Source organism: Polaromonas sp. P3_B1, assembly GCF_056402935.1.
The window spans coordinates 117257-132955 of the sequence record NZ_JBFUGK010000010.1 but is presented as its reverse complement, the minus strand read 5'-3'; the positions used below and the strand labels follow the sequence as shown (position 1 = coordinate 132955).

The window sequence follows — 15699 nt, the reverse complement described above, 5'->3', positions numbered from 1 at the left end:
GCCGGTGGCCTCGTTGTAGGCCTTGACGGTGGTGACCTGGTTGCCCTGTTTGTACTGGGTGATGTGGCCCTGGGCATCCATGGCCAGAACTTCGTAGCTGACGGTCTGGGTAAAACCGCCGGTGCCACCGCCGTTGACCTGCTTTAAATAACCCGTGGCGCTGTAGACATAGCTGGCCTGGTAGCCAGTGGGCCAGGTTTTGCTGGCCATGCGGCCGGTATTGGTGTCATAAACAACGCTGACGACGGCCGGGGTGCTGGGGTTGTCCAGCACGGTGGAAGTGCTGCTTGCGCGGCCCAGGCTGTCATAGGTGTGCACGCGCTTGTAGCCGTTGTCGGCCTTGGCTTCGCAGAGTTTGCCAACGCCCTTGCCGCAGGCGGTGCCGTCGAACTTGGTGTCATAGCTCCACTGGCTCACCAAATCGGGCTCGGTGCGCTGGGTCATGCGGCCCAGGCTGTCATACACCATGGTGACGCTTTGGCCCAGACTGTCGCGTTGCCAGACGAGTTCGCCAAAGACGTTGTAGCGGTACTCCCAGGCACCCATGGCAGGGTCGGCCATGCTGGTCTTTTGCCCGCGCTGGTTGTAGGCCATCGTGGTGATGGAGCCTGCTGCATTGGTCTGCAGCAGCTGGCCCAGGGCGTCGTAGGTGTAGGTGAGGATATTGCCCTGGGTGTCGGTGACCTGGGCGACCTGGCCCTGGGCGTTCTTGGTGGTGGTCTTGGTCTGGCCCTTGCTGTTGGTGGTGACCGTGACGAGGCCGCTATAGCTGATGGTGGTGACGGCTAAGCCGCCTGTGGCATCCGGGTCTGGCGATTCTTCCCGGGTGACGCGGCCCAGCGCGTCGTAGGTGTAAGTCGCCCAGTAGGCGGTGCCGCCTGTGAGTTTGTAGAGGTTGGATTTGCGGGAGACTCGGCCCAGGGCGTCGTATTCGGTGTCTTGCACCAGGGTGGGGGCAGTGCCTGCGCCGTCAAAGCCGGCCGTCTGGCTGCGTACGATGCGGTTCAGGGTGTCATAGTAGGAACGCTTCTCGGGGGCGCTCACAGCCGCATTGGCGGCGTAGCTTTGCTCGATGGCGACCCAAACAATCGTGGCACCGCCTATGGGGCCGGGGCAGCTGATGCCGGCGTCGGTGCACAGCTTGTAGGCCCAGGTGGTGTAGGTGCCGTCGGCGCGGGTTTCCTTGGATTTACGGCCAAAGCCGTCGTATTCCCACTGGGTGGCCAGGCTGTTGGGGCCGGTCAGGCTTGAGGTAGCGCCGAAACGGGCGTCGTAAGCCTTGGTTTCGCTTTGGCCCAGGACATTGCTGGTGCTTAAGGGAAAGCGGCCATCAGTGCCGAAGTTGCTGGTGGTGGTGCGGGGCGTTGTCGCGCTGGAGATCGCATAACCTGTTGCACCGGCACAGGCCGACGTGGTGACACCGGTCTTGTTGCCGAAGGTGTCGTAGCTGTAGCTGGTCTGCAAGCAGTCATTGGGGCTGTCGGGTTCGACCACTTCCTTAGTGAGCAGGCCAGTGGCGTCGTATTCAAAACTGCTGGCGCGCACCTTGGTGTCGGCCCAGGTCGTCTGGCCCCAGGCTAGCGCGGCCAGCAAGGTGATGGCTGCAAAGCTTTTATGGATCCTGTGGATTTGGTGATTCATGGTCCCTGCCCTCTTGATTTGCTTGTTGGCTTATTGCTTCTGCTTGCTACTTGTATTGCCTGGCTTGCGCTTACGGCGCGGTGCTGGTGACGGTCGCCTTCTTGAGCCGGCCCAGTATCCAGTTGCCGCTGCCGGTGTTGGCGGGCCAGTATTCGTTGACGGTGGTTTTGCCCGCGCCTGCGCTGTTTGTCACGCTGATCTGTGTCGGGTCACCATACTGCGGGCTCTGGCCGTACTGGTAGGTGTTGGTGACCGTGGGGTATGGAGTGCCACCCAGGTCCCAGCTTTCTTCCACGCTCTGGCTGGGGTAGACAAAGGTCGTGCCCGTGGCTGAACCTGTACTCTGCGCATAGGTATTGGTGGTGCGTTTGAGCACGCCCTCGTTGCCCGAGCCGGCCAGGCGTGTCTCGCTCCTGGCCACGCTGCCCGTGAAAGGCCAGCTCTGATTGAACTCGGTATAGCTCTCGATGTTGTTCGAAAGGCTCTTTGACTTCATCCAGCGGAAACCCAGCATGCCCCGGCCTGTACCCTGCTCTGCCTTGAGGCCACCGTAGCTGTATTGCGTGGTCGTTGTGCCGCCTATGCCGTTGCTGCCATCCACAGAAGAGACGATATACATCGGGAACTGGAGATCCACCTTCGGATAGGCCGAGGCGCTGGCACCGGTGTCCTTGATGTAACCGGAGTTCATGGATGCCGCCAGCAGGGTCTTGTGAGTGACTTGCTGCATGAGGTTTGACCCCACGCTGACGGTTTTGACGTTGTCAGAGGGACCGTGCGCAAACTGGGACACATAATGGTTCCCGCCGCTGTGGGCCCAGTACACCTGGCGGCCGTCACCGAACACATCGACCATCTGCCACCGGTCAAGCGTGCTGAAGGCAAACCAGCTCCAGTTTTGCAAGGTTCCATCCGCATTCAGGCGCGTGGCGTAATGGTTGTTGCCGCTGCGCGTCCAGTAGACCTTGCGGCCGTCGCCGAACAGGTCAACCAGCTGCCACCCGTCGCTGCCCGTGCCGTGCCCGCCAGACCACGTCCAGCTCTGGCTTGTTCCATCCGGGTTCAGGCGCGTCCCCATGTGGGTGCCGCCGCTGCGCGTCCAGTACACCTGCCGGCCGTCGCCAAACAGGTCCGCCAGCTGCCATCCGTCAGGGTGAACGCCATGGCCGCCCGACCACTCCCAGTTCTGGGTGGTCACAGCTTGCGTTGCGCGATCCATGGTCAGCGCGGTGGCGGCATGAATGCCACCCCTGTGCGTCCAGTACACCTGCCGCCCGTCGCCAAACAGGTCCGCCAACTGCCATCCGTCAGGTTGGGCGCCTTGGCCGGAGCGCTCCCAGTTTTCCGATGTTCCATCCTGGTTGAGGCGGGTAAACATATGGGTGACACCGCTGTGCGTCCAGTACACCTGCCGGCCGTCGCCGAAGACATCGGCAAATTGCCAACGCTCGCCGACACCGAAGCCGGTCCAGGTCCAGTGCTGCGCGGTTCCGTCCGGATTGAGGCGCGTCGCATAGTGCTGGCTGCCGCTGTGGGTCCAATACACTTTTCGGCCGTCGCCAAACAGGTCAACCAGCTTCCAGCCGTCACTGCTGACGCCATGCCCGGACCAGGTCCAGCTCTGCGAGGTACCATCCGCGTTAAGGCGAGTCGCGTAATGCTGGCCTCCGCTGTGGGTCCAGAAGACCTGCCGGCCGTCGCCGAACAGATCGGCCATTTCCCAGCCATCGGCACCATTGCCATGCCCTCCCGACCACGCCCAGTTCTGTACCGTGGCGTCGGGTTTGAATGCGGTGGCATAGTGCATCCCGCCCTGGTGCGTCCAGAAGACCTTGCGCCCATCCCCAAACAGGTCGGCAAATGCCCACCCATCAGACTGGGCGCCATGGGCGGACCAATTCCAGTTCCAGGGATCGGTGGTGATGTCGTTATAGGCAAAGCTGTGAGGCGCCAGGCACCCACCGGCACCCGCACATTCCTTGACTGAAGCCAGCCTCGAACGGTTTGTGGAAGCGCTGGACTCAAAAGTCATCTGGTAGTCTTTCACCAGCGTGCTGTTGAGATAGGTCTTGATGCTTTTGAGCCGCTTGTCTAGACGAACTACGCTGCGCTGCACATAACGGGGCTGGATGTCGGTACGCGCCTCATAGCTGAATACGACGGACGCGGCACCGCCGGCATAAATAATGCTCGTGGGCTCGAAAGAGCCGGTGGCATTGTCTTCGTTGTAGACCACCGTGAGCGTGTTGCCTTTGACGTCCGTGATTTTGCTGAGAGCCCAGGTCAAGACGGCGTTCTTTCCTTGCGCTTCGATTCGGGAGTCGGCCGTGGTGCCGAACTCCAGGGTCAGTCCGGCCTTGGTCTGAACCTTGAAGCTCAATGGCCCGGTGTAAGACGCGGAACTCGAGTTGTCTCCGCCCAAAGCGGTCACCAGCGCAAAGCTGTCGAGCTCCGTGCGGTATACGCTAGCGGCGGCACCATAACTGCCCTCAGCCAGAATCAGCTTGGCCCCATCCAGGCAAAAGTGATCGGTCGCGTCAAGCTGAATGCCGGCGCGCGATCCCTCGGTGGCCATGATCTTGGGACAACGTGTGACGGCGCTCAAACCACCCAAACTCCAGCCCACGCCCAGCAAGCCATTGCCGCCCTGGCTGTTGTAACTGAGTTCAAGCTTGGGTTCCATACCGGCGACCCCGGGGGGGACCTGGATGGGAATCCGGTAAGTAGCCGCGCCCGATTCATTGACCGAAAACTGGCCGGTCATGTTGCCCGCGACCATGGTGGTCTGGGCCTGAGCCAAAGTAAGCCCAGCGCCCAGCAACCACAGAGTCGCGCAGCGCAATACTTTGCCGTGTCTAGCGTGCATTTCCCACCCTCGTTTTGATTGGCTCTTAGCTTTTTTTACTTGCCGTCGACTGTATCCGATCACGGTTACGGCGTCACACTGGTCACGGTGGCTTTTTTGAGCCGCCCCAGTATCCAGTTACCGCTTGCGGTGTTGACCGGCCAATATTCATTCACGGTGCTCTTGCTCCCGCCTGCGTTGTTGGTCACACTGATCTGCGTCGGGTCACCGTATTGCGGACTCTGGCCATACTGGTAGACGTTGGTCACGATGGGGTATGAAGCACCGCCCAGGTCCCAGCTTTCCTCAACACTTTGGTTGGGATAAACAAAGGTAATACCCGCAGCAGACCCTGCACCTTGGGCGTAGCTGTTGGTTGTACGTTTAAGCACACCTGCGTTGCCCGAACCGGCCAGCCTCGTTTCGCTTTTGGCGACACTTCCCGTCAAGGGCCAGTTCTGATTGAACTCCGTGTAGCTTTCGACGTTGTTTGCCAGGTTCTTTGACTTCATCCACCGGAAGCCCAACATGCCCCGGCCCGTGCCGAGCTCAGCTTTCAAGCCACCGTAGCTGTACTGCGTGGTGATGACGCCGCCTATGCCGTTGCTTTGGTCAACCTCGGTAACAAGATATCCAAATGCCTTGATGTTGAAAGTGGAGGCTCCCGGGCTTGCGGTGTCAGGTGTATTGACGCCTGTTTTACTCGCAGGCTTGTACCTCACAGCTGTTGTAGAAAAACCGTCGGAGATAGACGTCAAGGCAAAGCTGCTTTCAGGCCTCTTCCAGACCGAGCGATACGCAGTACCGTTGGCAAAAAGATACCTTGGGTAGTCGGCAATGCCATCACCATCGATATCAATGATCTGCATGCCTTCACCGTCCAGCCCGCGCGACCAGAGCGGATACGGAGGTGCAAACTGGGGCGCTTCAAGCCAGCCGCTCCCCGTGTTGAGCCAGGCGGTCTTGTACGACACCCCATTGGCGACAAGGTACCGGACAATATCCACCAGCCCGTCGCCGTTGACGTCGACAAACTGCATGCCCTCGTTGTCAAGGCCGCGCGAATAAATCGGATAGGGCGGCGCGAACTGCGGCGCCTCCAGCCAGCCATCTCCGGTATTGAGCCAGGCGGTTTTGTGGCTTACCCCGTTTACAAACAGGTGACGCACCATATCCACCAAGCCATCGCCGTTGATGTCGACAAACTGGATGCCTTCGTTGTCTCCACCCCGGCTCCATAACGGATAGGGAGGTGCGTACTGCGGCGCCTCCTGCCAGCCATTGCCCGTGTTCAACCACGCCGTTCTATATATGTCTCCACCAACCTGCAGGTACCGCACGATATCCACCAGGCCGTCACCGTTGACATCGACAAATTGCATTCCCTCGTTGTCGAGCCCCCGCGAATAGATGGGATAGGGAGGCGCATACTGCGGCGCCGACTGCCACCCATTTCCCGTATTGAGCCAGGCACCTTTGTAACTATTCCCATAGGCAAAAATATGGCGGACGATGTCGACCAGGCCGTCTCCATTGACGTCAACAAACTGGATTCCTTCGTTGTCATACCCGCGCGAATAAATCGGATAAGGCGGCTCGTACTGCGGAGCCTCTTGCCAACCGGCTCCGGTATTGAGCCAGGCATTTTTGTAAATCGTGCCGTCGACCCAGAGGTTGCGAACAATATCGACCATTCCATCGCCGTTCACGTCGACGAACTGCATTCCCTCATTGTCGAGGCCGCGTGACCAGGTGGGATAGGGAAGATTCAACGCAGGCGCTTCTTCCCACGTGGTTTGCGGCAAGGCATAGGCAAACTGCAGGGGTGCGAAACACGTGGATGCACCGTCGCACTTTTTGATGGCAGCGACCTTGGGGCGGACCGTCCCAGCAGCAGTCGCGTAGGAAATTTCATAGGCGGCACTTAGATTATTGCCCTGGTAGGCACCCAGTGTTTTGAGGCGCACCTGGTTTTTCACGAGGCTTCCCGCGGCATACAACGGAACTACGTCCGGCCGCGACTCATAAACAAACCGGACAGAATTGCTTGCCGCCTGACCAGCGGCCGCATTGCCCGAGTAATCGATCCGATTTGGATAGAAGTCCCCATTGGCGCTGTCTTCAACGTAGCTAAACGTCATGAAGTTGGTCTTGACGTCGCTGATTTTGTTGACGGCCCAGACCCTGACGGTAGGCTTGCCCTGAGCCTCAATCCTGGAGTCGGCCGTGTTGCCGTATTCCATCGTCAGCCCGGCCTTGGTCTGTACCGTGAAGGAGGCCACGCCGTTGCCTGCAGTTCCCGAGGCGATGATCCGGCTGAAGCTGTCCAGCTCGGTTCTGTATTCGCTGCCAGCTGCTCCGTAGGTGCCGGATATCAGAATCAGCCTCTGCCCGTCCATGCAGTAGCGGTCATTCATGCTGAAGTTCACGCTGCCCTTGACGCCGTCCTGCGCCACGGTTTTGGGACAGCGGCCGATAGCGCTCAAGCCACCGAGGCTCCAGCCCGTGCCCAGCAGGCCGTTGCCGCCCTGGCTGTTGTAGCTCAATTCAAGTTTGGGCTCCATGCCTGCAACACCAGGCGAAACCTGGATGGGAATCCGATAAGTGGCGGCGCCGGATTCGTTGACCGCGAACTGTCCGGGCACGGTGCCCGCGACAGTGATGGTCTGGGCCATCGCGGGGATAAACGCCAGCGCACCTGACCAGCACAGTGTGGCGCCCAGCAATGTATTGCGGAATTTTGTTTGCTGCATCCCTGCCCTCTTTTTGCTTCTTTGTTTGACTGCCGCCGTTCTTGTTATGGACTAACGCTGGTCACAGTGGCTTTCTTGAGCCGGCCCAGTATCCAGTTGCCGCTGCCAATATTGGCCGGCCAGTATTCGTTGACGGTGGTCTTGCCCGCGCCCGCGCTGTTGCTCACGCTGATCTGGGTCGGGTCGCCGTACTGCGGGCTCTGGCCATACTGGTAGCTGTTGGTGACCGTGGGGTATTGGCTGCCACCCAGGTCCCAGCTTTCTTCGATGCTCTGGCTGGGGTAGACAAAGGTCGTACCGGTGGCCGAGCCTGTGCCCTGAGCGTAGCTGTTGGTGGTGCGCTTCAAGACGCCGGCATTGCCCGAGCCGGCCAGGCGGGTTTCGCTCTTGGCGACGCTGCCCGTAAACGGCCAGTTCTGGTTGAACTCGGTGTAGCTTTCGATGTTGTTCGCGAGGCTCTTTGACTTCATCCACCTGAAACCAAGCATGCCCCGGCCCGTGCCGAGCTCGGCCTTCAAGCCGCCGTAGCTGTATTGGGTGGTGCTTGTGCCGCCAATGCCGTTACTGCCCGCGACCGTGCTCACCACGTACTGCGCGTACTGCAGGTCCAGCTTCGGATACGCCGCGGCGTTGGGTGCCGTGTCTCTGGTGTAAACGGCGCTGTTCGTCAAGAGGCCATAAGTCCAAGTGGTATTTTTACCCACACTGTCGGTGACACCGGTCAACACGCCTGTCGCCGACGTGGACGGCATCTTGGTTCTCACGGTCAATCCGATGCCCGGCCCGCCATTGAGCCAGTAAATCAAATCCGTTTTACCGTCGCCGTTGACGTCGCCGGTGGAAATACCATAGCCACCGACACCGTCGCCCATGACTTGTTCATAGCCAGTGAAGGTGCCATCGCCATTGGATATTTTGCTTCTTACCGTGAGGCCAATACCCGGACCCGCATCGAACCAGTAAATGAGGTCACTCTTGCCATCGCCGTTGACATCGGCCGCGGTAATGCCGAATGTCTCCATCACCGTATCGCCCAGTTGCTGTGAGTAAGCACTGAATGTGCCGTCACCATTTGACATCTTGACCCGAACGTTCAGGCCTACGCCCGGACCACCATTGAGCCAGTAAATCAGGTCGGTTTTGCCGTCGCCATTGATGTCACCCGTCGTGATGCCGTAGGTGCCACCCACACCATCGCCTTGCACTTGCTGATACCCGGTAAACGTGCCGTCACCATTGGACATCTTGGTCCTTATCGTCAAGCCGTAGCCAGGGCCCGCATCAAACCAGTAGATCAGATCGGTCTTGCCATCGCCGTTGACGTCGCCCGTGGTGATGCCATAGGTGCCGCCCACACCGTCCCCCAGCTGCTGCTGGTAACCGGTAAATGTGCCGTCGCCATTGGACATCTTGACCCGCACAGTCAGGCCAATACCAGGACCGCCGTCAAACCAGTAGATCAGGTCGGTCTTGCCATCGCCGTTGACGTCACCTGTGGTGATGCCATAGGTACCGCCCACACCGTCCCCAAGCACTTGTTCATACGCTGTAAAGGTGCCGTCGCCATTGGACATCTTGGTCCTCACGGTCAGGCCAACGCCGGGGCCGCCGTGGTACCAGTAAATCAGGTCGGTCTCGCCGTCGCCGTTGACGTCCCCACTGAGGACGCCGTAGGTGTCAAAAATCGTGTCCCCCAGCTGCTGAACATAGCCGGTGAATGTGCCATCGCCGTTGGACATCTTGGTTCGCACGCTCAGGCCGATGCCCGGCCCGCCGTTGAGCCAATAAAGCAGGTCGGTCTTGCCGTCGCCGTTGACGTCACCGGTCATGAGGCCGCGGGCATCGCCGATCCCGTCACCCAGTGCCTGGGAATACGCGCTGAAAACCGGCTCTCTGAAGTTGGTGTTCTGCAGCGTCAAAGGCGGCAGGCACTGGGTTGCCGTGCATTCGGAAACGGATGCGAGCATGCTCTTGGTGGGTGCCACCGACTGCGCCATATACGCCAGGCGGTAGTCCTTGACCAGCGATGCTCCGTTGAACATCTTCAAGTTGGTCAGGCGCTTGTTGACCTTGATCACCGAGCCCGCCTGGTAGCCAGTTTCCACGTCCAGTCGGGGCTCATAGCTCAGTTGCACGGACTGGGTGCTTGCCACGCCCATTGCCGCGTTGCCGCCGTAGTCGATACGGTTCGGCGTGTAATTGCCAATGACATTTTCTTCGCTATAGCTGAACGTCATGAAGTTGGTCTTGACGTCGCTGATCCTGTTGATGGCCCAGACGCGTACGGTGGGCTTGCCTTGCGCTTCAATTCTGGAGTCAGCCGTGTTGCCGTACTCCATCGTGAGACCGGCCTTGGTCTGCACCGTGAACGAGGCCACACCGTTGCCGGCGGCCCCTGATGCGACGATCTTGCTGAAGCCGTCGAGTTCAGTGCGGTATTCACTGCCGGCAACACCGTAGCTGCCGCTGACCAGGATTAGCCGTTGGCCGTCCAGGCAGTAGCGATCATTCATGTCAAAGTTGACGCTGCCTCTGAAGTTATCCTGGGCCAGGGTTCGTGCGCAGCGGGTGATAGCGCTAAGCCCGCTCAAACTCCAGCCCATGCCCAACAGACCGTTGCCGCCCTGGCTGTTGTAGGCCAGTTCAAGCTTGGGCTCCATGCCAGCAACGCCGGGCGGAACCTGGATCGGAATCCGGTAAGTGGCCGCGCCTGATTCGTTGACCGAGAACTGGCCGGGCGTGACGCCCGCGACCGTGGTGGTCTGGGCCTGGGCCAAGCCCAATCCGGCGCCCAGCAGCCACAGAGCCGCGCAACGCAATACCTTGCTGTGTCTGGCGTACATCCCTGCCCTCGTTTTTAATTTCTTGCTTTTACTCGCCGTCGACTGTATCTGATCAAAGCTACGGCGTCACGCTGCTGGCCGTTGCTTTTTTGAGTCGGCCCAAGATCCAGTTTCCGCCCGCGGTGTTGACCGGCCAATATTCATTCAAGGTGGTCTTGCTCCCGCCAGCGTTGTTGGTCACGCTGATCTGAGTCGGGTCGCCGTACTGCGGGCTCTGGCCATATTGGTAGGCATTGGTCACGGTGGGGTATGCAGTGCCGCCCAGGTCCCAGCTTTCTTCAACACTTTGGTTGGGATAAACAAAGGTAGTACCCGCAGCCGACCCTGCGCCTTGGGCAAAGCTGTTGGTTGTACGCTTGAGCACACCGGCGTTGCCCGCGCCGGCCAACCTTGTTTCGCTCTTGGCCACGCTTCCCGTCAAGGGCCAGTTCTGGTTGAACTCGGTGTAGCTTTCGATGTTGTTGGCCAGGTTCCTGGACTTCATCCAGCGAAAGCCCAGCATGCCGCGGCCTGTTCCCTGCTCCGCCTTTAACCCGCCGTAGTTGTATTGCGTGGTTGTGGTTCCGCCTATGCCGTTGCTGCTGGTAACGCCACTCACCACATACATCGGGAATTGCAAATCGACCCGCGGGTACAAAGAGCCCCCATCTTTGGCATAAACAGATGAATTGGTCAGAGGGGTATTTTCAATTTTCATATCCAGAACCATGCCCTGCGACACGCTGCTCAGCAGATCCGGCCGGCCATTACCACCAGAAGCAAAGTGGCTGCTTGCCGATCCGACGAGATACAGGTCGGTCACGCCATCCCCGTTGTAGTCACCAGGGTAAATATTGAACGTCCCTTTCCAGTCGTTATTCACCACGGTCTGAAAACACATATTGGGGTTGTCAGTGGTCAGGTTGGTACCCGAGCAAAAATAGCTTCCTGTTCCAGCGTTTCCCACCAAATAAAGATCCGTCATGCCATCCCCGTTGTAGTCACCCGGGTAAATATGAAAAGAGTCCTTCCAGTTATTGTTTGCCACAGTCTGAACACAGTTGCTGAGACTGTTGGCTTCAGCAACAGCTGGTCCTGGACAAAATAGACTGTTGACCGCCCCCACGTAGTACAGGTCGGTTATGCCGTCACCGTTATAGTCCCCCGGGTAAACGTTGTAGTAGTCCTTGAGATTGTTATTAGTTACGGTTTGGGTGCAGGTAATCCATGTGCCTGTACAAAAATGGCTTCCACCGGCCCCGACCAAATAGAGATCGGTAATGCCGTCCCCGTTGTAATCGCCAGGGTAAATGTTGTAGTTATCTTTCCAATTACCTGTCGGCATCTGCACACAATTGCCGAGCATATTCGCTTGAGAAATTGCTGGCCCTGGGCAAAGCAAAGCATAAGCTGTTCCGATGAGATACATGTCGGTGATGCCATCACCGTTGTAGTCCCCGGGATAAACGCCGTAGTAATCCTTGATGTTGTTGCCAACGACCGTCTGGACGCAAACAGGGCTTGTGGTAATCGCCGGGCCTGCACAAAAATAACTTCCAGTCCCAGCGTCTCCAATCAAATAAAGATCTGTGATGCCATCACCGTTGTAATCTCCCGTATAGATTCTGAATTGATCTTTCCAATTATTGTTGGCCACAGTCTGAACACAATTGCTGAGGCTATTGGCTCCGGCAACAGATGGGCCCGGGCAGAATAAACTGTTGACCGCTCCGACGTAGTACATGTCGGTGATGCCATCGCCGTTGTAGTCCCCGGGATAGACGTCGTAATAATCTTTGATATTGTTGCCAGCTACGGTCTGTGTTGCACTGAGTAGGTTGTTCAGCCCTCGTCCACCATCTGACCAGGCAAAATTTTTGGCAACAAAACAGGCCCCGCTTCCGTCGCAATAGTCAATCGAGGAGGCCAATGATCGCGAGGTAGCAGCGCTCGGCGATCCGTAATTCACGCGATAGTTGGCGGCAAGAGTTGCACCGGCATACGTCCGCGCACTGACCAGTCGTTTTTGGGAGGCGATGACACTTCCTCCCAAATACATTCGCACAATGTCCGGCCTTGTCTCGTAGCCAAACTGAACAGAATTACCCGCGGCCTGACCAGCAACTGCATTCCCCGAGTAGTCAATGCGGCTGGGATAAAAATCCCCGTTGGCGTTGTCCTCGGTATAGCTGAACGTCATGAAGTTGGTCTTGACGTCGCTGATTTTGTTGACGGCCCAGGCCCGTACCGTGGCCTTGCCCTGCGCTTCAATCCGCGAATCGGCCGTGTTGCCATACTCCAGGGTCAGGCCGGCCTTGGTCTGCACCGTGAAGGAGGCCACGCCATTGCCGGCGGCCCCTGATGCGACGATCTTGCTGAAGCTGTCGAGTTCAGTGCGGTATTCACTGCCGGCGACGCCGTAGCTGCCACTCACCAGGATCAACCGCTGGCCGTCCATGCAGTAGCGGTCGTTCATGTCAAGGTTGACGCTACCCCTGACACCATCCTGGGCCATGGTCCTCGCGCAGCGGCCTATGGCGCTCAAACCACCGAGGTTCCAGCCCACGCCAAGCAGGCCGTTACCGCCCTGGCTGTTGTAGCCCAGTTCGAGTTTGGGCTCCATACCGGCGACGCCCGGTGGAACCTGGATGGGGATTCGGTAGGTCGCGGCACCTGATTCATTGACCGCGAACTGCCCGGGCATGGTGCCGGCCACTGTGGAGGTCTGAGCCAAGGCAGGGACGGCAGTCATCGCACCAAGCCCGCACAGCACCACTCCCAGCAACGTATCACGAAATTCTCTTTGCATCCCCTGCCCTCTTTTGATTTAGTGTCTTACGGCACGACGCTGGTGACAGTGGCCTTTTTGAGCCGCCCCAGTATCCAGTTGCCGCTGCCGGTGTTGGCGGGCCAGTATTCGTTGACCGTGGTCTTGCCCGCGCCGACGCTGTTGTTCACCCCGATCTGGGTCGGGTCGCCATATTGCGGGCTCTGGCCGTACTGGTAGCTATTAGTGACCGTGGGGTATGGGCTGCCGCCCAGGTCCCAGCTCTCTTCGATGCTCTGGCTGGGGTAGACAAAGGTGGTACCTGTGGCCGAACCTGTGCCCTGAGCATAGCTGTTGGTCGTGCGTTTAAGAACGCCTGCGTTGCCCGAGCCTGCCAGGCGCGTTTCGCTCTTGGCCACGCTTCCCGTCAATGGCCAGGTCTGGTTGAACTCGGTGTAGCTTTCGATGTTGTTGGCCAGGTTCCTGGACTTCATCCACCGGAAGCCCAGCATGCCGCGGCCCGTTCCCTGCTCCGCCTTTAACCCGCCGTAGTTGTATTGCGTCGTCGTTGCGCCGCCAATGCCATTGCTACTGGCGACCGTGCTCACCACGTATTGAGGGTAAATCAGATCTACTTTGGGATAAGCAGCGGCATTTGGAGAGATGTCTTTGGTGTAGACAGTGTTTTGCGTCAGCGGCTGGTACCCAATCGACGTCACCGGGCCCGGAGTTCGAGTGGTCGCGGATAAAAGGTCGGCAATCATTCCGGAGGTACGGCTAATCCATGCCGCGTTGTATCCCCGTGCCATTTGGAACAAGTCGGGCAATCCATCGCCATTGATATCAATCACATGATGTGTATAAAAATTTCCCGCACCAGGTAGAACACTTGAATAAATCCATTCATTGAAATAGCCGTTCCCGGGATTGAGGCTGATATACCCCATGTTGGTGTTGTGGGCCGTATGGACAAGGTCTACCAGCCCGTCTCCATTGACGTCAATGAATTGAGTCTCGTAATCATTGGCCGGGCCGGTTAACCCGGAGTAGTGGCTCCATGCCTGAAAGTTGCCGTCACCGCCATTGATGCTGATGTACAGCGCATTGGTCGTGCGAGACATCTGAACCAGATCCAACAGGCCGTCGCCATTGACATCCACAAAATTTGAGGTGTAGGCGTTGGCGGGGCCGGTCAAACTGGTCAGGTGTGTCCAGGAACTGAAATAGCCGCTTCCCGGGTTGATGCTGACGTATCCCGAATTGGTGTTGCGGGACATATGGACGAGGTCTACCAGTCCATCACCATTCACGTCAACCAGGTAAGAGTCATAGTCGTTGGCGGCACCGGTCAGGCCGTTGATTTGGGTCCACGCCTGGAAATTTCCATTGCCCGGATTAATACTGATAGCCAGCACATTGCCGGTGCGTGAAGTGTGCACAAAATCAGCGATGCCGTCGCCGTTCACGTCCACAAAATAAGAGTTGAAGTTGGCGGCCGAGTCGGCCAGACCGCTTGAATGCGTCCAAGTCTGGAAATTCCCATTGCCTGGATTGATGCTGACCCAAATACCGGTGGTATTGCGGGACACTTGAACCAGATCGGGCAAGCCATCGCCATTCACATCTACAAAATAATGAACATAGCTGTCGGCGGCACCGGTCAAATTGGTGGCGTAGGTCCAGGTTTGAAAACTGCCGTTACCTGGATTGATGCTGATCCAGCCGTTTGCAGAGCCGCGTGCTATTTGAATCAGATCGGGCAAACCATCGCCGTTCAAATCCACCAGTTCATGGGTGTAGCTGTCGACCGCACCGGTCAGGCTGCTCCCGTCATTCCAGTTGGTAAAAATTTCTCCATTGACTGAGTTGCTCCATGTCAAGTCCAGCGGTACCAGACAGACCGGGGAGGCTTGCCCATCGCACTCCTTTATGGACACCAGCCTGGTACGGCTTGTTGAAGGGCTTGGCTGGTAGGCAAGACGGTAGTCCTTGATCACAGCCAAGCCGCTATAAGCTTTAACGGCAATCAGGCGCTGCGTAGATTTATAGACGCTGTATCCCCGGACGCCGCTTACTATGTCGGGTCGTGCCTCATAAACAAACTGAACCGAATTACCCGCGACCTGGCCAGTAGCGGCATTCCCCGAGTAATCAATGCGGCTGGGATAGAAGTCCCCATTGACACTGTCTTCGGTGTAGCTGAACGTCATGAAGTTGGTTTTGACGTCACTGATTTTGTTGATGGCCCAGGCCCTGACGGTAGGCTTGCCTTGCGCTTCAATCCGCGAGTCGGCCGTGTTGCCATACTCCAGGGTCAGGCCGGCCTTGGTCTGCACCGTGAATGACGCCACACCGTTGCCGGCGGTTCCGGAAGCAATAATTCTGCTGAAGCTGTCGAGTTCGGTGCGGTATTCACTGCCGGCTGCGCCATACGTGCCGCTGACCAGGATCAAGCGCTGGCCGTCTAGGCAGTAGCGGTCGTTCATGTCGAAGTTGACGCTTCCTCTGGCACCGTCCTGGGCCAGGGTTCTGGGGCAGCGGCCGATGGCGCTCAGGCCACTGAGGCTCCAGCCCACGCCGAGCAGGCCATTGCCGCCCTGGCTGTTGTAAGTCAGTTCAAGCTTGGGCTCCATACCGGCAACGCCCGGTGGAACCTGGATGGGGATTCGGTAAGTCGCGGCACCGCTCTCGTTGACGGAGAACTGCCCGGGCATGGTGCCGGCCACTGTTGTGGATTGGGCCATGGCGGGGATGGCGGCTATCGCGGCAAGCCCGCACAGCGCCACGCCCAACAACGTATTGCGAAATTCTCTTTCCATCCCCTGGCCTCTTTTTTTAGTTCTCGCTTTGCTACTTACTGACTTTATCTGA

The 15699-nt window shown here is 58.3% G+C and carries 5 protein-coding genes and 1 pseudogene; all 6 read right to left on the bottom strand.

The window, feature by feature from the left end:
• A pseudogene (locus tag AC1DXS_RS08215) lies at window positions 1–1641 on the bottom strand (RHS repeat domain-containing protein); the annotation flags it as partial.
• Window positions 1642–1711: 70 nt separating this feature from the next.
• Complete coding sequence (locus AC1DXS_RS08210) at window positions 1712–4507, bottom strand: SpvB/TcaC N-terminal domain-containing protein (protein ID WP_477737021.1); 2796 nt, start codon at window positions 4505–4507, stop codon at window positions 1712–1714.
• Between the two features lie 65 nt (window positions 4508–4572).
• On the bottom strand, window positions 4573–7239 hold the full coding sequence (locus AC1DXS_RS08205) for an FG-GAP-like repeat-containing protein (RefSeq protein ID WP_477737020.1): 2667 nt from the start codon (window positions 7237–7239) through the stop codon (window positions 4573–4575).
• A 44-nt stretch (window positions 7240–7283) separates the two neighbouring features.
• A complete protein-coding gene (locus AC1DXS_RS08200) occupies window positions 7284–10082 on the bottom strand; it encodes an FG-GAP-like repeat-containing protein (RefSeq protein WP_477737019.1) in 2799 nt (932 codons plus the stop codon).
• A 58-nt stretch (window positions 10083–10140) separates the two neighbouring features.
• Window positions 10141–12870 carry an FG-GAP-like repeat-containing protein gene (locus AC1DXS_RS08195; RefSeq protein WP_477737018.1) on the bottom strand — a complete coding sequence of 910 codons (2730 nt, stop codon included), beginning with the start codon at window positions 12868–12870 and terminating at the stop codon, window positions 10141–10143.
• A 26-nt stretch (window positions 12871–12896) separates the two neighbouring features.
• Window positions 12897–15647 (bottom strand): FG-GAP-like repeat-containing protein, encoded by a 2751-nt coding sequence (locus AC1DXS_RS08190; protein WP_477737017.1) that lies wholly within the window; start codon window positions 15645–15647, stop codon window positions 12897–12899.
• Window positions 15648–15699: the final 52 nt, after the last annotated feature.

What these genes read in the sequence shown, in the direction of transcription:
- AC1DXS_RS08210 (WP_477737021.1), bottom strand. Translation starts at nt 4,507, where the DNA reads ATGCACGCTAGACACGGCAAAGTATTGCGCTGCGCGACTCTGTGGTTG.
- AC1DXS_RS08190 (WP_477737017.1), bottom strand. Translation starts at nt 15,647, where the DNA reads ATGGAAAGAGAATTTCGCAATACGTTGTTGGGCGTGGCGCTGTGCGGG.
- AC1DXS_RS08195 (WP_477737018.1), bottom strand. Translation starts at nt 12,870, where the DNA reads ATGCAAAGAGAATTTCGTGATACGTTGCTGGGAGTGGTGCTGTGCGGG.
- AC1DXS_RS08200 (WP_477737019.1), bottom strand. Translation starts at nt 10,082, where the DNA reads ATGTACGCCAGACACAGCAAGGTATTGCGTTGCGCGGCTCTGTGGCTG.
- AC1DXS_RS08205 (WP_477737020.1), bottom strand. Translation starts at nt 7,239, where the DNA reads ATGCAGCAAACAAAATTCCGCAATACATTGCTGGGCGCCACACTGTGC.